This is a genomic window from Ligilactobacillus sp., assembly GCF_036846325.1.
GTDB lineage: Bacteria > Bacillota > Bacilli > Lactobacillales > Lactobacillaceae > Ligilactobacillus.
The window spans coordinates 1-21,296 of the sequence record NZ_DAIUCE010000002.1; the positions used below are offsets into that span (position 1 = coordinate 1).

16 protein-coding genes and 2 pseudogenes are annotated in these 21,296 nt (G+C 45.1%); 16 read left to right on the forward strand and 2 right to left on the reverse strand.

Translation table 11 applies throughout. The features are described 5' to 3' along the window. Positions 1-168: 168 nt before the first annotated feature. A pseudogene (locus V7Z60_RS00365) lies at positions 169-285 on the reverse strand (deoxynucleoside kinase); the annotation flags it as partial. Positions 286-541: 256 nt separating this feature from the next. On the opposite strand from V7Z60_RS00365, the gene purE reads away from it, so the two are divergent. The 4 genes from purE to V7Z60_RS00385 all read left to right on the forward strand — a co-directional run bounded on the left by purE (position 542) and on the right by V7Z60_RS00385 (position 4,532). Beyond that, a complete protein-coding gene (gene purE / locus V7Z60_RS00370; RefSeq protein WP_334115466.1) occupies positions 542-1,030 on the forward strand; it encodes a 5-(carboxyamino)imidazole ribonucleotide mutase in 489 nt (162 codons plus the stop codon). Then, positions 1,023-2,144 carry a 5-(carboxyamino)imidazole ribonucleotide synthase gene (gene purK / locus V7Z60_RS00375; RefSeq protein ID WP_334115468.1) on the forward strand — a complete coding sequence of 374 codons (1,122 nt, stop codon included), beginning with the start codon at positions 1,023-1,025 and terminating at the stop codon, positions 2,142-2,144. Before purE ends, purK begins: the two co-directional genes overlap by 8 nt. An 18-nt stretch (positions 2,145-2,162) precedes the next feature. Further along, positions 2,163-3,461, forward strand: coding sequence for an adenylosuccinate lyase (gene purB / locus V7Z60_RS00380; RefSeq protein ID WP_334115469.1), 1,299 nt, complete (start codon positions 2,163-2,165; stop codon positions 3,459-3,461). Between the two features lie 138 nt (positions 3,462-3,599). After that, on the forward strand, positions 3,600-4,532 hold the full coding sequence (locus V7Z60_RS00385; RefSeq protein WP_334115471.1) for an ROK family protein: 933 nt from the start codon (positions 3,600-3,602) through the stop codon (positions 4,530-4,532). A gap of 110 nt (positions 4,533-4,642) precedes the next feature. Here the strand turns inward: V7Z60_RS00385 and V7Z60_RS00390 are convergent. Beyond that, positions 4,643-6,022, reverse strand: a pseudogene (locus V7Z60_RS00390) (amino acid permease). A 511-nt stretch (positions 6,023-6,533) separates the two neighbouring features. On the opposite strand from V7Z60_RS00390, the gene purC reads away from it, so the two are divergent. The 12 genes from purC to V7Z60_RS00450 form a co-directional block, all read left to right on the forward strand. Further along, a complete protein-coding gene (gene purC, locus V7Z60_RS00395) occupies positions 6,534-7,256 on the forward strand; it encodes a phosphoribosylaminoimidazolesuccinocarboxamide synthase (RefSeq protein WP_334115472.1) in 723 nt (240 codons plus the stop codon). 2 nt (positions 7,257-7,258) lie between these two features. Then, complete coding sequence (purS, locus tag V7Z60_RS00400; protein WP_334115473.1) at positions 7,259-7,510, forward strand: phosphoribosylformylglycinamidine synthase subunit PurS; 252 nt, start codon at positions 7,259-7,261, stop codon at positions 7,508-7,510. Beyond that, positions 7,510-8,196 carry a phosphoribosylformylglycinamidine synthase subunit PurQ gene (gene purQ, locus V7Z60_RS00405; RefSeq protein ID WP_334115475.1) on the forward strand — a complete coding sequence of 229 codons (687 nt, stop codon included), beginning with the start codon at positions 7,510-7,512 and terminating at the stop codon, positions 8,194-8,196. The genes purS and purQ overlap by 1 nt, the downstream gene beginning before the upstream one ends. Next, a complete protein-coding gene (gene purL / locus V7Z60_RS00410; protein WP_442918878.1) occupies positions 8,196-10,421 on the forward strand; it encodes a phosphoribosylformylglycinamidine synthase subunit PurL in 2,226 nt (741 codons plus the stop codon). The genes purQ and purL overlap by 1 nt, the downstream gene beginning before the upstream one ends. After that, complete coding sequence (gene purF, locus V7Z60_RS00415) at positions 10,397-11,854, forward strand: amidophosphoribosyltransferase (protein ID WP_334115476.1); 1,458 nt, start codon at positions 10,397-10,399, stop codon at positions 11,852-11,854. Before purL ends, purF begins: the two co-directional genes overlap by 25 nt. After that, positions 11,851-12,888: a phosphoribosylformylglycinamidine cyclo-ligase gene (purM, locus tag V7Z60_RS00420; RefSeq protein WP_334115477.1), complete on the forward strand. Its 1,038-nt coding sequence runs from the start codon at positions 11,851-11,853 to the stop codon at positions 12,886-12,888. Before purF ends, purM begins: the two co-directional genes overlap by 4 nt. 11 nt (positions 12,889-12,899) lie before the next feature. Beyond that, complete coding sequence (gene purN / locus V7Z60_RS00425) at positions 12,900-13,502, forward strand: phosphoribosylglycinamide formyltransferase (protein WP_334115478.1); 603 nt, start codon at positions 12,900-12,902, stop codon at positions 13,500-13,502. A 3-nt stretch (positions 13,503-13,505) separates the two neighbouring features. Continuing rightward, positions 13,506-15,044 carry a bifunctional phosphoribosylaminoimidazolecarboxamide formyltransferase/IMP cyclohydrolase gene (purH, locus tag V7Z60_RS00430; RefSeq protein ID WP_334115479.1) on the forward strand — a complete coding sequence of 513 codons (1,539 nt, stop codon included), beginning with the start codon at positions 13,506-13,508 and terminating at the stop codon, positions 15,042-15,044. Between the two features lie 18 nt (positions 15,045-15,062). Beyond that, a complete protein-coding gene (gene purD / locus V7Z60_RS00435; RefSeq protein ID WP_334115480.1) occupies positions 15,063-16,328 on the forward strand; it encodes a phosphoribosylamine--glycine ligase in 1,266 nt (421 codons plus the stop codon). A 155-nt stretch (positions 16,329-16,483) separates the two neighbouring features. Next, complete coding sequence (locus V7Z60_RS00440; protein ID WP_334115481.1) at positions 16,484-19,018, forward strand: M1 family metallopeptidase; 2,535 nt, start codon at positions 16,484-16,486, stop codon at positions 19,016-19,018. Between the two features lie 206 nt (positions 19,019-19,224). After that, positions 19,225-20,115, forward strand: coding sequence for a LysR family transcriptional regulator (locus V7Z60_RS00445; protein ID WP_334115482.1), 891 nt, complete (start codon positions 19,225-19,227; stop codon positions 20,113-20,115). Positions 20,116-20,236: 121 nt separating this feature from the next. Beyond that, positions 20,237-21,296: MATE family efflux transporter (locus V7Z60_RS00450; protein WP_334115532.1), on the forward strand; the 1,060-nt coding region annotated here is incomplete at its 3' end.

Consider the following 21,296-nt stretch of genomic DNA (forward strand, 5'->3'; position numbering starts at 1 on the left):
AAATATTTTATATCTGAAAAAATCAAGCAAATCACCCCTGATGAGATTCAAAGCGTGAAATGTCTTTAAATGCTAATTTTTCGCCGCATCAGTGTCAGACGTTTCTGACGGAGCGCTTCGTATTCGTTGCAATCAATGTTTCCAAGATCAACCAGTTTCATTTCAATGCGGAAGAACGGGATTATCTTCGACTGGTTCATAAAAAGGAACACTGCCCAGCTCGTTCGAAAGAATTTCGGTCAGGCTTGATTTTCCTGAACCGATGATGCCGGCTAATGTAATCATTTTAATCGACTCCTTTGTTTTGAGTACCAACTAATGTTACAGTGTTTGCGCACAATGTGCAAGTTGGTTTGAGAAAGGACGAATGTCCGTTAAATTACGTGATTAACGTTTTTTTTTAAATTCACAGCAAGTCTATTGGAGCAAAACACGAACGTTATACTGCATTTCAGGTTAGAATTTGCTAAAATAGTTCGATTTTACTTTGACATGCTCGTTCCTTTTTGTTATGCTTGAATCAATTGGGAGGTATCGCAACATGAGTAACGAAATCAGTCTTGTAATGGGCAGTTCCTCTGATTGGAGCACGATGAAGGAAGCTGCCAGTATTTTGGATGAATTCGGCGTTAAATATGATAAAGCAGTAATTTCAGCACACAGAATGCCGCAGGAGATGTTTGAATTCGCACAAGGTGCGGTTTCTGCAGGCATAAAAGTCATTATTGCCGGAGCCGGCGGTGCGGCTCACTTGCCTGGAATGATTGCTGCCAATACCGTTTTGCCGGTTATTGGCGTTCCAGTGCAGTCGCATGCTTTAAGCGGGATGGATTCATTATTGTCGATTGTGCAAATGCCGGCAGGCGTACCTGTTGCTACGACGGCTATCGGCGTTTCAGGCGCCAGGAATGCTGCTTTGTTGGCTTTGGAAATTCTCGGCACGACAAACCCGAGAATTCAGCTTAAAATGACCGAGTATCGTAAACAAATGCACGACAAGGCTGCGGAAAGCGGTGATCAGCTTGTCTGAACTCATTGAGCAGGGTAAGACGATTGGAATCATCGGGGGAGGACAACTCGGACAAATGCTGACTTTTGCTGCCAAACAGGCTGGAATGAGAGTGGTTATTTTAGATCCTGATCCTGACTGCTCGGCTGCGCAGGCGGCTGATTCAAGCATTGTGGCAGAATACTCCGATAAAAGGGCAATTGAAGAATTGGCAGGACGCAGCGATGTCTTGACTTATGAATTCGAAAACGTTGATTTGGAAGCTTTGGAAGACGTTTCCGATAAGGTTTTGATTCCTCAGGGGACGGAGCTCTTGAGAATTACCAAAGATCGACTTCGCGAGAAGACTTTTCTTAAAGAGCATGGACTGCAAGTCGCTCCGTTTGCTCCTGTTTCCTGCAAAGAAGATCTTGTCTCTGCCGTTGAAGAGATTGGTTATCCGAGCATCTTAAAAACTTGTGAAGGCGGATATGACGGTAAATCGCAATTGGTTTTGCGTAATCATGAAGATTTGAAAGATGCTGCTGAACTGCTTGAACAGGGAAGATGCATTCTTGAAGGATGGGTCAGATTCACGATGGAATGCTCAGTGATGGTTGCGCGCAACATTGACGGTGCAGTTTCTGTATTTCCGGTGAGCGAAAATATTCATCGCAATCAGATCTTGCATGAAAGCATCGTTCCTGCCAGAATGAGCGATGAACTGCAGGCAAATGCAAGGAAAATGGCTGAAAAAATTGCAAATTCACTGAATCTTTGCGGAATTTTGGGCGTTGAGATGTTTGTTGGTTCTGACGGCCGCTTATATGTCAATGAACTTGCACCGCGTCCGCACAATTCCGGACATTATTCAATCGAAGCATGTAATTTCTCTCAATTTGCGGTTCATAATCGTGCTATTTGCAACTGGCCGATGCCGAAAATTGATTTGCTCAGTCCGGTTGTGATGGTCAATATTCTGGGACAGCACGTTGACGGATGCAAAAAACTTGTTTTAAAGAAGCCGCAATGGCATTTCCATGATTACGGCAAGGGCGAAGTTCGCGTTGACCGCAAGATGGGGCATGTTACAATTTTAACTGATGATATTGAAAAAACACTTGCTGAAGTGGAAGAGACTTCAGTTTGGGATTAATCAAAGGAGCAAAAAAGAATGATTTCACGATATACGCGTCCGGAAATGGCCGAAATCTGGACAGATGACAAAAAGTATGAATGCTGGCTTGCCGTTGAGCTTGCCGCTGACGAAGCCTGGTCTGAACTTGGTCACATCCCGGCAGAAGACGTCGAGAAACTTAAAAAGAATGCCAAATTTAACGTTGAGCGCATTCAGGAAATCGAAGCTGTTACTCACCACGACGTGATTGCTTTCACGCGTTGCGTATCTGAGTCTTTGGGCGATGAGAAAAAATGGGTTCACTATGGCTTGACAAGTACTGATGTCGTTGATACGGCCTATGGCTATCAACTGAAGCAGGCAAACGATATCTTGCGTCAGGATTTGAAGGATTTTACGCAGATTGTTGCCGATCAGGCCAGGAAATACAAGCACACGGTCATGATGGGGCGCACGCATGGCGTTCATGCCGAACCGACGACGTTTGGGTTGAAGCTTGCTCGCTGGTATTCTGAAATGAAACGCAACATGGAACGTTTCGAACATGCTGCAAGAGGTGTTGAAGCCGGTAAAATAAGCGGTGCCGTAGGAACGTTTGCAAACATTGATCCGTTTGTTGAAAAATATGTTTGCGAAAAGCTTGGCATTCGTGCACAGGAAATTTCCAGTCAGGTTCTTCCGCGTGATCTTCATGCCGAATATCTGGGCTGTCTTGCGCTCATTGCGACAAGTCTTGAAGAATTTGCGACGGAAATTCGCGGTTTGCAAAAATCAGAATGCCGCGAAGTTGAAGAACACTTTGCGAAGGGGCAAAAAGGTTCTTCAGCCATGCCGCATAAGCGTAATCCAATCGGATCGGAAAATATCTGCGGGTTGGCACGCGTTTGCCGCGGACATATGGTGACTGCATATGAAGACGTTGCTTTGTGGCATGAACGCGATATTTCTCATTCCAGTGCAGAACGCATCATCTTGCCGGATACAACGATTCTGATTGATTATATGCTGCACCGTTTTGGTAATATTTTGAAGAACCTGACAGTTTTCCCTGAAAACATGAAACGCAACATGAACCGGACATTTGGCTTGATTTACAGTGGTCGCGTTTTGCTGAAGTTGATCGATACAGGAATGAGTCGCGAAGATGCTTATGATTTGATTCAGCCGTATACGGCAAAATCATGGGATGAACAGGTTCCTTTCCGTCCGTTGCTTGAAGCTGATCCGACTATTTCATCTCGTCTTACGAAAGAAGACCTTGATGATGCGTTTGATTATCATTGGCATTTGCGTCATGTTGATGATATTTTTGAACGTGTTGGGTTATCAGATTAGAAAATGAAGATTTAGAAGCCGAAATATCAATTTCGGCTTTTTTTGTGAGTAATTTAGTTGGATTTTAGGAAAATCAGAAATAGAAATGGTATTTTGTTGTATAATTGTAATTGATTAAAAAGGAATGAGGTGTTGAAAATGGCATTCTTATGCATTGACATTGGCGGTACGCTTATCAAGTACGGACTGCTGAGTGAGAGCGGCAAGCTTCTTTCAAGGGACAAGGTTGAAACTCCGAAAAATCTGAATGATTTTAAATTATTGCTGCGGTCCTTTGTTGACAGTCATCGTCAAAGGATTAACGGCATAGCGCTTTGTGCACCGGCGATGATCATTTACGATGAAAAGACCTTTTACAATTGCGAGGGCCTGCCGTTTATCAACGGGATTTCAATGAAGGAAATTTTCGGCCCTGCGAACAGGGATCTGCCCGTTACGGTTGAAAATGAAGGGATGGCCGCAACGACCGCAGAACTTTGGAACGGCTCGTTGAAGGGAATTGACAGCGGAATTCTGCTGACGCTTGGCAGCGGCGTAACCGGAGGATTCGTCGTTAACGGAGAACTGGTCCGCGGTGCGCATCATCAGGCCGGCCTGTTTTCGTTGATTCGGGATGAACTGAATGTTCGTGGAACTCAGGGACTGGTTCGCTCAAATTGTTCTGCCGTTAATATGATCAGGGCGATTAACCGTGTTGCGGGAAATGAAGATGAACTGGATGGCATTGCCGCATTTGAAAGAATCAAGTCGGGCGACAGGAATGCCCGGGACATTTTTGCTCAGTTCTGCAAGAATATCGCACAGCTTCTCTTTAACATGCAATTGACAATGGATGTTCAGCGCTTTGTCATTGGCGGTGGCATCAGCAACGAGGAAATCGTGCTCAAGACGATCAAGCAAAAGTATACTGAAGTTGTTTCTGAATTTCCACAAGCACAGCAGGTGTTGGTTTATCCCGAAATGGTTAAATCAGAATATAGCAACGGAACCGTCCTTTACGGCGCCTTTTACAGCTATATGCAGCAGATGAACGGAGAAATCAGGCAGAAAACCGAAAAAGGACAGGAATAAGTTTTAAAGCGGGCTTTTTGAAGCTCGTTTTTTTAGTATTGTCCAAACAAAAATACCCTTCAAGCATTATGCTTAAAGGGTATTTGTCAAATTCGAGTCGGAAGCGTTTTTTAGACGATGGTATCAGGAGACTCTTTGGTTTTTCTGAATTTAACGACCGTCAGGAAGACGATGAACCAAACCAATGCTCCGACAGCAGGAATGACATTTTCCTTATTGAGAAACATCGTGATGAAGACAAACGAGAAGAATGCAATCGTCAACGGATTCAAAATTCTATATGCCGGCATCTTGAATCCTTCTTCCATAAAGTCACTTGACTGGCGATAGCGATAATGGGCAATCATTGTCAGGATGCAAACAAGAATATAGATGTCGCCGCAAATCGAAGCAACAATCGAGAAGGCTGCCGATAAAGCCTTGAAAGCACTGAGCACAGGCCCGAACAGCATCAGGCAAGCTGAGAACAAAACGGCATATGACGGGATGCCTGATTTCGAAACATGCCGTAATTTCGAAAGGACTCTGGAATCGGATTCTACGGAAAGCTGATACAAGTGACGCCCCGAAGAAAAAATGGCCGAATTGAGGGCTGAGATTGCGGCAACTATTACCACGAAATTAATTGTCTGTGATGCAGCCGGCATTCCTGCGATTTGGAAGACTTGAACGAAAGGACTGCTTGACTGTGAAATCTGCTGCCAAGGGGTAATAGCCATGATTACGAACAGGGCACCGATATAAAAGATCAAGATTCTGAAAACGACCTGTTTCACGGCAAGGGGAAGAACCTGACGCGGATTCTTCGTTTCGGCAGTCGTGATGCCGATGAATTCCATTCCTTCGAATGAGAAGAAAACCATCGGGAAGGCATTGAGAAATTCACGGAATCCATGCGGGAACGCCGTATAGTTATTTGTAAGATTGCCGAGCCCGGCAGAAGTTCCGACGGGATTTTCATGATGAATTGCAATCATTCAAATACCAACAAGTATCAAGGAAATGATGGCGATGATTTTAATGGTTGAAAGAATGCTTTCGGTTTTTCCGAAAAAACGAACGATGCTCAAATTGATGATTGTCAAGATTCCAAGAATCAAAATTTCAAGCAGCCATGCGGGAACGTTCGGAATCCATAAGCGAATGTATGTGGCAATCGCAATCAATTCGGCCATTCCTGCGAGAATCAAAGTCATCCAATAGCTCCACTCTGCGAATTTTCCAAAGTCAGCACCCAGATATTGATGAATGAATGCGACAAAAGTATGCCGGCTTGGATCCTTATACATCATTTCGCCAATGGCCCTCATCATTACTGAAAAGAACAATCCGACGACAAGATAAACCAGAAGGATTGACGGACCTGTTCGGTGAATCGTCTGCCCGGCACCAAGAAACAGGCCGGTTCCGATTGCGCCGCCCAGTGCAATCATCTGAACGTTGAAATTGGTCAGCTCGCGTCTGGTACCGTCTTTATTAATTTGCTCCATAAGAATACCTCCAAATATTAATGACTTTTGAGATAACGCCTGCGATACAAATTAAAATTATTCTGCATTGTTCACATCCCTTAGTAATTGCGGAAGGTTTTGTAACACGGAAATAAGGCTGATAACCGGTAATTGTGTTGGGTTCTCCGTTTTTTACTGGATTGCCTGTATTTTAAAGCTTGAAAAGCTGTTTGTCAAATGGTTTTGTAATAAAAAATTAATTTGGTGTTAATAAATGTGACATGAGAGAAAATCTGAAGTTATCTGTGGAGGAATGATGATTGCTTTTAAATGTTAAAGTTCGCTTTTGCAACGTTTTGAAAGTTATTTTAAATTGGTTGCGGGACATATTTCGTAATTCACTGATAAAAAGCGAAAATATAGCTTGATAGTTCGTGAAAAACTCTTGACGAAAGCCTGAATTATTGTTAATCTTAAAACGTAAATTAACGAATGTTTCTCAGTCGTATTCGTTGGTAAATTCGCTTTTTAAAGGAGACCTTATGTTATCATGGCAAAATTGATTTATGAAGGCAAGGCCAAGCAAATGTGGAGCACGGATGATCCCGAAGTCTTACGCGTGGTTTACATGGATCAGGCAACAGCGTTGAATGGAAAGAAAAAGGATCAAATCAATGGCAAGGGAATCGTCAATAATGAAATTTCATCGCTTGTTTTCCAGTATCTGATGAAAAAGGGCGTTGAAACTCATTTCATTAAGAAGCTTTCTGAAACTGAAGAATTGGTCAAAAAAGTTGAAATCGTTCCGCTCGAAATGGTTACCAGAAACGTGTCTGCAGGGCATTTTGCCACGCGCTTCGGGGTTGAAGAGGGCATCGGCTTCGAAACACCTGTTGAAGAGACATATTACAAGAGCGACGAATTGGACGATCCTTTTATCAACGAATCACAGTCTTTGGCATTGAAAATCGTTAAAAAAGAAGAACTTGATGCGATGTGGGATATTTCCCGGCGCGTGAACGAAATTTTGACTGACTTGTTTGACCGGATGGGACTTATTCTGGTTGATTTCAAACTTGAATTCGGGCGCTTGTCAGACGGCCACATTGTTTTAGCTGATGAATTTTCGCCTGATAATTGTCGTTTGTGGGACAAACAGACGCGCGCCCACATGGATAAGGACGTTTATCGGCGAGATCTCGGCGATCTCACGTCAGTATATGAAGAAGTTCTTCGTCGCTTAAAGAATGAATTATCCAAGGAGGAAGCATAAAAATGGTCAACGTACGCATCTATGTCACATATAAGGAATCTGTTTTCGATCCGCAGGGGGATACGATCAAGAATGCGATTCATGCTCTTGGACATGATGAAGTCGAAAACGTCAAGGTCGGCAAGTTCTTTGACGTTGTAATCAATCCTGAAAAGAAGGACGTTGAAACTTCGGTCAGGGAAATTTCCGAAGAACTGCTTGTGAACTTTAATCTTGAAACGTATCGCTATGAAGTTCTGGGAGGTCTTGATTAATGAAAATTGCAGTTGTAGTCTTCCCTGGATCAAACTGTGACATTGATATCTACGAGGCATTGCATACGGTTTGCGGTGCAGACGTTGAATACGTGTCGCATAAACGTGACAATTTGGACGGTTTTGATGCAGTCATGCTTCCGGGGGGATTTTCATATGGTGATTATTTGCGTTGCGGTGCGATTGCTCGTTTTGCAAACATCATGCCCGCAATCGTAAAAATGGCTGATGAAGGCAAACCCGTATTTGGTACGTGCAACGGATTCCAGATTTTGACTGAAGCCGGTTTGCTGCCGGGAGCGCTCAAACAAAATGACAGTTTGAAGTTTGTCTGCAAGACGGTTGAACTTCAAGTCGAGAACAACAAGACGCCGTTTACGACAAAGTATGGTGAAAAAGAGCATGTCAGGCTGCCGATTGCGCATGCTGACGGAAGTTATTATGCGGATGACGAAACGTTACGGAAACTGGAGGAGAACAATCAGGTTGTTTTTCGCTATGTTGACGAAAATCCGAATGGCTCGTTGCATGACATCGCCGGTGTATGCAACGAGCGCGGCAACGTTTTAGGCATGATGCCGCACCCGGAACGTGCCGTTGAGGCGTTGCTCGGAAACACTGACGGATTGAGACTGTTTCAATCCTTGCTTGAAAACGGAACGGTAAAAACGGAGGTTGCAAACTGATGGCTGAAATGTCCCCAGAAGAAATCAAAGAAAAAAAACCATATCTTGATTGGAGTTTGACGGAGCGCGAATATGATTTCATTTGCGAAAAGCTGCTGCACCGCTTGCCCAACTACACTGAAACGGGTTTGTTTTCGGTTATGTGGAGTGAGCATTGCTCATATAAAAAGTCAAAACCGGTACTGCGTCTGTTTCCTAACAGGAATGAACGAGTTCTGCAAGGACCGGGTGAAGGTGCAGGCATTATTGATATTGGTGATAATCAGGCAGTTGTTTTCAAAGCTGAAAGTCATAATCACCCTTCAGCAGTTGAACCGTATGAAGGCGCTGCAACAGGTGTAGGCGGAATTCTACGCGACATCTTCAGCATGGGAGCTCGTCCGATTGCATCGCTTGATTCTTTGCACTTCGGCGAAATCGATCGTCCAAGGACAAAGTATCTGATCAACGAAGTCGTTGCCGGCATCGGTGGGTACGGCAACTGTATGGGAATTCCGACGATTGCCGGTGAAATGACATTTGATGAGTGCTATACGGGCAATTGCCTTGTCAATGCAATGAGCGTTGGCTTGATGGATCAGGCAGATATGCAGAAAGGTCGGGCTTCAGGGGTCGGAAACGCAGTCATTTATGTTGGTGCAAAAACGGGACGTGACGGTATTCATGGCGCGACGTTTGCCTCTGCTGATTTTGACGATGAAAAGGAGACTCAGCGTTCAGCTGTTCAGGTCGGCAATCCGTTTATGGAAAAGCTTTTGATGGAAGCTTGTCTTGAGTTGACTCATGATCATGCGGATTGGCTTGTCGGAATTCAGGACATGGGTGCTGCAGGTATCGTATCCTCCTCTTGTGAGATGGCTTCAAAGGCTGATTCCGGCATGGAACTTGATTTGGATTTTGTTCCGCAGCGCGAAACGAACATGTCTGCATATGAAATCATGCTTTCTGAATCTCAGGAACGCATGTTGCTTTGCGTTCGCAAGGGACATGAAGAAAATGTCATCAAACTTTTCAAGGAATATGATCTTGAGGCCGTTGTCATCGGTCGCGTTACGGAAGGTCATCAATACGTGTTGCGTCATCACGGTGAAATCGTTACCGATATTCCGGTATCCAGTTTGACGGAAGACGTTTTGGAAGAACCAAGCGAAGAACGTATTCCGCAACGTATTCTTGACGCAAAGAAGGCGCCTGAATATGTTCCTGCCGTTGAAGATGCAAATGAGATGCTCAGGAAAATCCTGGCACAACCAACAATTGCTTCTAAGGAAATGTTTACTCAAACATATGATTCGCAGGTCAGAACTTCAACCGTTGTCGGTCCCGGATCAGATTCCGGTGTACTGCGCGTGCGCGGAACAAAGAAAGGACTTGCCATGACGACTGATGGAAACGGGCGTTTTGTTTACCTTGATCCGAAGGTCGGCGGCAAGCGTGCCGTTGCAGAGGCATGCGCAAACATCGTTTCATCCGGTGCGCTTCCGCTTGGAATGACTGATTGCCTGAATTATGGTGACCCTAACGTTCCGGAAATTTACTGGGAACTTCATCAATCGGTCGAAGGTATGGCAGAAGCATGCAAAGTGTTTGATACACCTGTTATTTCAGGCAATGTCAGTCTTTACAACGAAAACAACGGTGAAGCCATTTACGGGACGCCGATGGTCGGAATGGTCGGCTTGATCAAGGACATCAGGAATGTGATTCCTTCGTTCGTTCAAGAAGAAGGAGACATCGCATACCTGGTAGGCGATAAGACCGGCAATGATTTTGCCGGATCGGAAATTCAGAAGATGCTGACCGGAAAAATCAACGGGTCCTTGAACGATTTTGATCTTGAACACATGAATCTTTACATGAGAAATCTGTTGAATGCGATGGAACAGGGACTCGTTCAAAGCTCACATGATGCCAGCGAAGGCGGTTTGGCCGTTTCGATGGCAGAAACGGTCTTTGGAACCGAGTTGGGATTGGAACTTGATCTTAATTTAACAAAGGCGCAGCTGTTCAGTGAAACGCCTGGACGGTTCATTGTTACGGTTGCACCGGAAAATGCAGCGGCATTTGAAGGAATTCTTGGCGATGATGCTGTAAGAATCGGCGTCGTCACGGCCGAACATGAGATTAAGGCAGAGCTTGCTGACGGCAGGCTTGACGTTTCTGCCGGTGAAGCACAAAAGATTTGGGAGGAAGCAGTACCGTGCCTTATGAAATCAAAGGATTAAACGAAGAATGCGGTGTTTTTGGGGTTTTTGGATCACAGGAAGCTGCCCATATGACATACTTCGGGCTTCACAGCCTGCAGCATCGCGGTCAGGAGGGTGCAGGCATCGTTTCAAGCGATGGGATCAGACTTCGTCAGTATCGCAATCGAGGCCTGTTGTCAGAAGTTTTTGCGAACCCGCAGGATCTTGAGCGTTTGGAAGGGACAAGCGCAATCGGACATGTTCGTTATGGAACAAGCGGCAATAATTCGATTGCAAACGTTCAGCCGTTTCTGTTTCATTTCCATGACGGTGACGTTGCCTTGGCACATAATGGAAATTTGACCAATGCCAAAAGCCTTAAGCAAAAACTTGAAGATGAAGGTGCTGTTTTTCAATCGAATTCTGATACTGAAATTTTGATACATTTAATCAGGCAGAAACAGGACCTTGATTTCATTGATGCGTTAAAGGCAAGCTTGAATGAGATTCATGGAGGATTTGCCTTCGTTATTTTGCGCAAGGATCAATTGATTGCGGCACTTGATCCGAACGGATTCAGACCCCTTTGCATCGGGCGTCTTTCAGACGGAGGGTACGTCGTTGCAAGTGAAACATGCGCGTTGGATATGGTCGGAGCTGAGTTTGTCAGGGACGTGCTTCCGGGAGAACTGATCATCATTGATGAAAACGGCCTTCGAATTGAACATTTTACGACAGATACGGAATTGGCCATCTGCTCAATGGAATACATCTACTTTGCGCGTCCTGACTCCATTATTCACGGAGTAACCGTTCATAATGCGAGAAAGCGGATGGGAAGACTGCTTGCAAAGGAGCAGCCGGTTGACTGCGACATGGTCATCGGCGTTCCGAATTCATCGCTTTCAGCGGCTTCAGGTTTTGCAGAGGAAGCAGGACTGCCGTATGAAATGGGACTCATTAAAAACCAATATGTTGCCAGGACGTTTATTCAGCCAACGCAGGAATTGCGGGAGCGCGGCGTTAAAATGAAGCTTTCAGCCGTTCGCGGCGTTGTAGAAGGAAAGAGAGTCGCAATCATTGATGATTCGATTGTTCGCGGGACAACGTCGATGCAAATTGTCAGAATGCTCAAGGAGGCGGGCGCAAAAGAGGTTCATATGCGTATCGCTTCACCTCCGCTTAAATTTCCTTGCTTCTATGGAATCGATATTTCGACGCGTTCCGAATTAATGGCTGCGAACTACAGCATTGATGAAATGTGCAAGATGATTGGTGCTGATTCGCTCGGCTTTTTGAGCGTTGAAAGCTTAATCGAAGCAATCAATCTTCCTGACGCGGGCAACGCTCCTAACGGCGGCCTGACCGTTGCTTATTTTGACGGAAAATATCCAACGCCGCTTTATGATTATGAAGAAGGCTATCTGGCCTCGTTAAACAAGCAGCATCAACGAGAGGAGAAACAGCAATGAGTCGATATGCTGATGCCGGTGTTGACGTCAACGCCGGATATGAACTTGTACGCCAAATCAAAGACAACGTTAAATCAACTTCACGTCCTGGCGTGATGGGAGGACTTGGAAGTTTTGGCGGAATGTTTGATCTTTCAGAATTGAATTTGAAGAATCCCGTACTTGTTTCCGGTACCGATGGGGTCGGAACAAAGCTGATGATCGCACAGAAAATGGATAAACATGACACGATCGGGATTGACTGCGTGGCAATGTGTGTGAATGATATTCTGGCCCAAGGTGCAGAGCCGCTGTATTTTTTAGACTATATAGCAACCGGAAAGAATAGGCCTGAGAAAATGGCGCAGATTGTTGCGGGCGTTGCCGAAGGTTGTCGTCAGGCGGGATGTGCTCTCATTGGTGGCGAAACGGCTGAAATGCCGGACATGTACGATGAAGACGAATATGATCTGGCAGGGTACTCAACCGGTGCTGCCGAAAAGGAAAGCCTTTTGACGTCTGACCAGCCGAAAGCAGGAGATGTCTTGATCGGGCTTCCGTCAAGCGGACTCCATTCAAACGGTTTTTCTTTGGTTCGCCAAATTCTTTTCAAAGATCATGATGTCAAGTTGGAGGACAAACCTGCCGAACTGGAAGGAAAAACCGTCGGAGAGGCAATTCTCTCACCGACCAGAATTTACGTTAAGGCAGTTTTGCCATTAATCAGACGAGGATTGGTTGATGGAGTTAGTCATATCACTGGCGGGGGATTGATTGAAAATCTTCCGCGGATGTATTCTGATGATCTTCAGGCTGAAATCATGCTTGGTTCATGGGATGTCCTGCCCGTGTTCAGATATCTTCAGAAAATGGGCGAACTTGGCGAAGACGACATGCACGAAACGTTTAACCTGGGGTTAGGGATGATTTTGGCCGTCAAACCCGAAAACGTTGATGCTCTTGTCGGGTTGCTTGAAGATGAAAACGAATCCTGGTATAAGGTCGGCCAATTGAAAAAACGTCCAGACGGCGAAGAAAAGATTATTTTCAGGTAAGGGGAAGAATTATGAAAATCGCAATTTTGGCTTCCGGAAACGGAACTAATTTTCAAGCCTTGGCTGAAAAATTTCAGTCAGGTGAAATTCCCGGTGAACTGGCGTTGCTTTTTTGCGATCATCCTGATGCTCACGTGGTTGAACGCGCAAGAAAACTCAACGTTCCGTATGAATCTTTTACGGTAAGGGAATGCGGCGGAAAGACGCCGTATGAAGAAAGACTTTTAGATTTGCTTAAGGGTAGTAAAATAGATTTCCTGATTTTAGCGGGATACATGCGCGTAATCGGTGCAGAGATTATCAAAGCGTTTGAAAACAGCATTATTAATCTTCATCCTGCTTATCTGCCGGAATATCCCGGACTTCATTCGATTGAGAGGGCTTTTGAAGATCATGTTCAAAACGGCAGAACAGAAACCGGTGTAACCGTTCATTATGTTGATTGCGGACTTGATTCGGGTCCGATTATCGCACAGCGTCACGTTCCGATTTATGATGAGGACACTGTCGATGAATTGGAAGCAAGGGTTCATGAATGCGAGCACATTTTATTTCCGCAGACGATCAAAAGAGTATTAAGTGACAGAATTGCATACGAGAAAGGAAGTAATTAAAACATGAGACGAGCACTTGTCAGTGTTTCCGATAAAAATGATCTGGTACCTTTCGTAAAGGGACTGGTTGAAAATGATTTTGAAATCATTTCAACAGGTGGGACAAAAAAGGTTCTTGATGAAGCAGGAATCAAAACTATTTCGGTCGAGGACGTTACCGGTTTTCCTGAAATCTTGGATGGTCGTGTCAAAACGCTCAACCCGTATATTCATGGAGGGCTGCTCGGACGGCGAGATGTTCCCGAACACGTTGAGACAATGAAGAAACTCAAGATTCATCCGATTGATTTGGTTTGTGTCAACTTGTATCCTTTCAAGCAGACGATTGAAAAACCTGATTGCACGCTGGCCGATGCGATTGAAAACATCGACATCGGCGGCCCGAGCATGGTTCGCTCTGCAGCCAAGAATTATCACGACGTTACGATTGTGGTTGACAAGGCGGATTATCAAACGGTGTTGGACGAATTTAACGAAAACGGCAAAACGACGCTTGAAACACGGGCAAAATTGGCTGCCAAGGCATTCAGACACACCGCCGCTTACGATGCGCTCATTTCACAATACCTGTCTGAAAAAGTCGGAGTTGAGGCACCTGAAAAGCTTACTTTGACGTATGAACTCGAAGATACGATGCGTTATGGCGAGAACTCCCATCAACGTGCCTGGTTTTATCAGGATGCATTGCCGAAGAAATATGCCGTTTCAAGCGCAAAACAGCTTCACGGAAAGAAACTTTCTTATAACAACATCAAGGATGCGGATGCGGCAATCAGAATTGCGCGTGAATTCAACGAACCGACCGTTGTTGCTTTGAAACACATGAATCCGTGCGGAATCGGACGTGCTGATAATATTGAAGAAGCCTGGGATCGTGCCTATGCTGCTGATCCGATTTCTATTTTCGGCGGAATTATCGTCTTGAATCGCAAAGTCGATCTTAAAACGGCTGAAAAGATGCATGAACTTTTCTTGGAAATCATTATTGCTCCTGGATATGATGACGAGGCTTTTGAAGTTTTGGCAAAAAAGAAGAACATCCGTCTGTTGCAGCTTGATTTTGAAAATAAAGATGAAAAGACTCGCTTTGAAACGGTTTCGATTATGGGCGGACTTTTGATGCAGGAGCAGGATGTCATCGAGGAAAATGCATCTGAATGGAAGGTCGTAACTAAGAACAAGCCGACGAAAGAACAGCTTGAAGCATTGATGTTTGCCTGGAAGGCCGTTAAGCATACGAAGTCAAATGCAATCGTCATCGCTGACGACAAGCAGACGCTCGGAATCGGTGCAGGACAGCCGAATCGCATCGATTCAACGAAAATTGCCATCAAGCATGCAGGTGACAAGATTACTGATGCTGCCGTGATGGCATCCGATGCGTTCTTCCCGATGGATGATTGCGTTCAATATGCTGCAGAACACGGCATCAAGGCAATCGTTCATCCTGGCGGTTCGATTCGTGATCAAGATTCCGTTGATATGGCCGACAAGTACGGCATCACGATGGTCATGACGGGTATTCGTCACTTCAGACACTAGGATTTTAGGTGATAATTGATGAAAGATAATCTGAATTTGTTAGTCGTAGGTTCCGGTGGACGTGAACATGCGATTGCCAGGAAACTGCTTGAAAGTCCGCATGTTGCGCATGTCTACGTTGCACCGGGAAACATCGGAATGGAAAGCGAAGGCATTTCAACGGTTGCAATCGAAGAAACCGATTTTGACGCTTTGAAGGGGTTTGCTTATGACCACGAAATTGAATGGACTTTTGTCGGTCCGGAAGATGCTCTTTGTGCCGGCATCGTTGATTCGTTCAGAAAAGACGGCTTGAAGATCTTTGGGCCTGACAGGGAAGCTGCGCGTCTTGAAGGATCGAAGGATTTTGCCTTGGAATTTATGGAGGAGCATCATGTTCCTACCGCAAAATACAGTACGTTCCGTTCATCAGAAGATGCAATCAGCGGCTTGGAAAAATTTGAAGAACCGGTTGTTATCAAGGCTGACGGGCTTGCCGGCGGCAAGGGCGTCGTTATTGCCAGGACGAAGGCAGAAGCTGAAGAAGAAATTAGGATGATGTTCAGGAAGGGGCAGGAGCAGATCGTTTTGGAAGAATTTCTTTCCGGTGACGAATATTCAATGTTTGTCGTGATCGGCGAAGAAGATTATCGCATTCTTCCGATGGCACAGGATCACAAGCGGGCATATGACCGCGACGAAGGGCCGAACACGGGTGGCATGGGAGCCTACAGTCCTTTGCCTCAGCTTTCCGAATCAGACTATGAACGAATGGTCGAAGAGGTCGTCGAACCGACCATCAATGGTTTGCGTAAAGCAGAATTCAATTATATCGGCCTGATTTACATCGGGATGATTTTAACGGAGCAGGGGCCAAAAGTAATTGAGTACAACGTCCGACTGGGCGATCCTGAAACGCAAGTGGTTTTGCCCCGCATCAAGTCCGATTTCACCGAGTTAATTGATGCGGCCGTTAACGGCAGGCCTCTTCCGGAAGTCAAGCAAACGGAAAATGCCGTCTTGGGCGTTGTTTTGGCTGCTGAAGGCTATCCGAAATCTCCTGCTAAAGGCCAGAAATTGCCTGAGCTTGAAGAGTCAGGCGATATTTCAATTGATTACGCAAACGTTGCGGGCGAATTTCCAAATGTTACCGCGAATGGCGGGCGTTTGCTGACGGCAATTGCGACTGCTGACACGATTGAAGATGCTCAGCAGAGGATTTATCTTTATCTTGGAGAGCATGAATTTGACAAGTGCTTTTATCGTAAGGACATTGGCTATAAGGCAACGGGAAAAAGGTTTTAAAGATATTTTGCAGGCGGGCTCGGTTGATGCTGAGTCCGCTTTTTGTTCCCGGAATCTCGGTCATTTATGGCCGAGTAGTTCACGTGCAATTAATTATCTAAAGGCGTATAATCAATGTATGCAATTAATTTATCATGAAAGTTGAGGAAGCTGTAATGGCTGAACTATTAAGGTTTTATAATGATTTTCAACCAAGTCACTATGATTTGTATATTGACATCAATCGTTCGAAGAAAACGATTGCCGGCAGAACAACGATTGTTGGCGAGGCCAAAAAGACCGATATTGCAATTCATCAGAAGTATTTGAATGTCAAGAACGTTAAGGCAAACGGAAAAAAGGCGGAATTTAAGGTCGATGATGCAAACGATGCGATTTTGATCAAGCTTGAAAATGCAGGGAAAACAGAGCTTTTCATCGAATATGATGCCAGACTTACCGACACGATGATGGGAATTTACCCATCATACTATGAAGTCGATGGTCAAAAAAAGCAGATTATCGGTACTCAATTCGAAACGAACGCTGCTCGTCAGGCATTTCCCTGCGTTGACGAACCGGAAGCAAAGGCAACGTTTTCGCTTGCGCTTAAATATGATGAGCATGAAGGCGAAACAACCTTGAGCAACATGCCGGAAATCAAATGCGAAGACGGTGTCCATTATTTTCAGGAAACCGTCCGCATGTCTACATACCTTGTGGCATTTGCCTTTGGCGAACTGCAAGGCAAGCTGACGGAGACGAAAAGCGGCGTCAAGATCGGTGTCTTTGGAACAAAAGCACATAAATCGAAGGAACTTGATTTTGCTTTGGACATTGCCAGGCGATCAATCGAATTTTATGAAGATTACTATCAAACGCCGTATCCATTGCCTCATTCCTGGCAGTTGGCACTGCCTGACTTTTCAGCAGGTGCGATGGAAAACTGGGGACTTGTTACTTATCGCGAAGTCTATTTGATGGTTGATCCAGAACACACGGCCTTGGATCAGAAAAAGCTTGTTGCGACCGTCATTGCGCATGAGCTTGCCCATCAATGGTTCGGAGACCTTGTCACGATGAAGTGGTGGGATGACCTGTGGCTGAATGAAAGCTTCGCCAACATGATGGAATACGTTGCCGTTGATGCACTTGAACCGGATTGGAATATCTGGGAAATGTTCCAGACGTCAGAAGCGGCTGCGGCACTTTTGCGCGATGCAACCGACGGTGTTCAGTCCGTCCATGTCGAAGTCAACGACCCTGCTGAAATCGATACGCTTTTTGACGGTGCAATCGTTTATGCCAAAGGCTCAAGGATGCTTGTCATGGTCCGCTCTTTAATTGGTGATGATGCTTTGCGCAAGGGACTGAAAAATTATTTTGCGGAACATAAGTATTCAAATGCTGCCGGAGCAGATTTGTGGAAAGCGCTCGGAGAAGCTTCCGGAATCGATGTCGGAGCAATCATGAATTCATGGCTTGAACAGCCGGGATACCCTGTCGTTTCAGCAAAGGTTGATGATGGAAAACTCATTCTGACGCAAAAGCAGTTCTTCATCGGTAAAGGAAAAGAAGTTTCCCGCAAGTGGCAGATTCCGCTCAACAGCAATTATGAAGAAGTTCCGAATCTCATGGCGGATAAGGAGCTTGTTTTGGGAGATTATGCGGAAATGAGGCAAAAAGAGGGCAGGCCTTTCCATTTGAACCTGGAAAACAATGCACATTTTATCGTTGAGTACGATGATGAATTGCTCAATGATATTTTGGAGAACTCTGAAGAACTCGATGACATTTCCAAACTTCAGCTGATGCAGGATTTACATTTGCTGGCAGAAGGACAAAAAATTGACTATAAGGAACTTGTGCCGTTGCTTCCGCTTTTTGCGAACAGCAAATCGAGCATGGTCAATCAGTACTTGTATTCGGTTGCAAACGGTTTTAAGAAGTTCGTTGAAGCTGATACAAAGGAAGAAAAAGAACTGCGTCGCTACTTCAATGCCTTGAGTTCGGAAAACTTCAAGCGTTTGGGCATCTTGCCAAAGGATGGCGAAACGGCAGAAGATGAATTGTCCCGACCGTTCGTATTAAGTGCCGCATTGTATGCTGAAAATGAGGACGCAATCAAGGAAACACATGATCTGTTCGTTGCGTCAAAGGATAATCTGCTTGGGGTTTCGGCGGGAATTCGACCGTACGTTTTGATGAACGAAGTCGTTAACTTCAGTTCCAATGAATTGTTTGACAGGCTTCTTGAGGAATATCGCAAAACAGCTGATGGCGGTTATAAGGTCGATATCAGATATGCATTGACGAAGACTCCTGACATCAAATTGGCAGAGGAAATCGTTTCCTGTCTTGAAGATGCCGATACAATCAAGCCGCAAGATCTTCGCGGATGGTTCCAAGGCGTTTTGTCCAATGACAAGGGTCAGGAATCTGCCTGGAACTGGATTCGCGATGAGTGGGGATGGCTTGAAGAAACAGTTGGTGGAGATATGGAATTTCCGACATACATTACTGTTATTTCCAGAGTTTTCAAAACAAGGAAACGTTTGGAAGAATTCAAGCGGTTCTTTGAGCCAAAACTTGACAATCCGGGATTGGTTCGCGAAATCAAGATGGATACGGAAGTCATTCAAAGTCGCATTGATCTGATTGAAACACAAAAAGACAGTCTTAATGCGGCAATTGAAAAGGAAAACCGTTAGATTGAGATAAAGTGACGGTATGATGTTTTTCGATTGCTTCAAATAGAAATTTTGCTGAAAATCTTCGGGAAAAGCTGTTCCGAAGATTTTTTTGATGAATGACATTTTTGAAGATTCTGGATTCGTATTAAGACAGACTCTTGAAATTTGTGCCAACAAGTGATAACGTTATCAAGTAAACAAGAATGTAAAGGTGGGGGTAAACTATGGCTAATTTTGCGTATCGTGTGTTTAGCGAGGTCGCCAAGCAAAAGACGTTTGTCTCAGCGGCAAATATATTGAACGTTACGCCGTCGGCAATCAGTCACTCGATTTCCGGATTGGAGGAAGAGCTGGGTTTTGCATTGTTTGTCCGCAACAGAACCGGCGTAATGTTGACCCCTGACGGAGAAAAGGTTTTGCCGATCGTTCAGGAAATACTTAATTCGGAAGCTAAACTTAATGAAGAAGCCGCGAGAATCAAGGGGCTGAATCAAGGGTCGATCAGAATCGGAGCCTTCAGCAGCGTCTGCATCAACTGGCTTCCCGACGTGATCAACGCATTCAAGCAAAAATATCCTGAAGTTGAGATTTCGGTCAGACAGGGTCCTTTCAATGAAGTTGCGGAGTCAGTCAGACTCGGCAGCCTCGAAATCGGGTTTTCAGCTTTGCCGATTCAGGAGAAACTTTCGGTTTTGCCGCTTTATAAGGACAGGATTTATTGCGTTGCCCCTGAAGGATTCGTTCCTGAAAACGGAAAAACGGTCGTTGCTTCCGATGTTTGCGATGAAACGTTTATCTTGCAGCAAATCGACTATGACAGGGACACCAAAAAAGCTCTGGACGCCTTTCATGTTTCGTTGAACTCCATTCAGTACAGTATCGATGATGCTTCGATTATCGCTATGGTAGAATCAGGACTCGGATTCGGTATTTTGCCGGAGCTTGCGCTGCAAAAACTGTCCGGGCGGGTGGTCTGTTATCCGTTTGATGGAGATTTTTATCGGACGATTTGTCTGGTTTCACATGCTAAAAGCCAGCAGACCCCGTCAACTCAGGCTTTTATTGAAGAAGTACAAACATATCTTGATGAGCGTTACGGAAAAGAACGTCTTTAGATGAAAGGAGGAAGAGGCAAGCTGACCTTTTGATTTAAATGCAGCGCCCGGTCAATCGGTGCGAAGCGGGAAAAAGGGGGTCACTATTGCGTTTGAGATATCGCAATTGCCTCGCAGAGAAATGAAAACACTGACAAAGGGAAATCCCATCAAATTGATTTTGCTGTTTGCCGTTCCGTTGCTTATCGGCAATCTTTTTCAACAGCTTTACAGCTTGTCTGATACGATTATCGTCGGACAGACGCTTGGAGTTGACGCATTGGCGGCGGTTGGTTCGACCGGAAGCATTCAGTTTCTGATTATCGGTTTTGCGCAGGGCCTTACCGCGGGATTGTCAATCTTGACGGCACAATATTTCGGAGCAGGCGATTACCAGAAAGTTCGCCAAAGTTTCGTGACGAGCATTGTGATTACTGTCGTCGTAACGGTGCTGCTGACGATTTTCAGTCTGACTTTCGTCGGCAGGATCCTGGACTTGATGCAAACGCCGGCGGAGATCAAAAATGATGCTCAGACGTTTATCTCGGTTATTTTTGCAAGCATGGTCGTATTGATGGCATACAATCTGCTTTCAAATATTATCAGAGCATTGGGAGACAGCAAGACGCCGCTTTATTTTTTGATTTTTGCAACCATTGTCAATGTTATTCTGGAGCTGTTGTTCATTTTGGTATTTCATTGGGGGATTGCCGGCGCAGGCTTTGCAACCGTGCTTGCACAAGGAGTTTCGGTGGTTTTATGTGTGGTTTATATCATCAGGAAACTGCCCTTGCTCCAGATTGAATGGAAGGATTTCAGGACGATTACCAAAGAATCTCTTGGCAAGCATCTTTACGTCGGACTTCCGATGGCATTTCAGATGTCGATTATTGCAATTGGTTCTGTGCTGCTTCAGTCGGCTTTGAACGGTCTTGGAACGACTGCCGTTGCCGCTTCAACGGCCGGAGGAAAAATCGATCAGCTTGCAACGCTTCCGCTGATGTCCTTCGGGGTTGCGATGGCAACGTTCACGGCCCAGAATTATGGCGCCAGAAAATACGGCAGGATTTTGCAGGGGGTACGACAAACCATTATCGTTTCGATTACCGTGGCAATTATCGGTGCTGTTTTGATTATTATCTTCGGTAAACAGCTTGTTACCTTGTTTGTCGGCAATCAGGCACCGGCGGTTTTGAATCTTT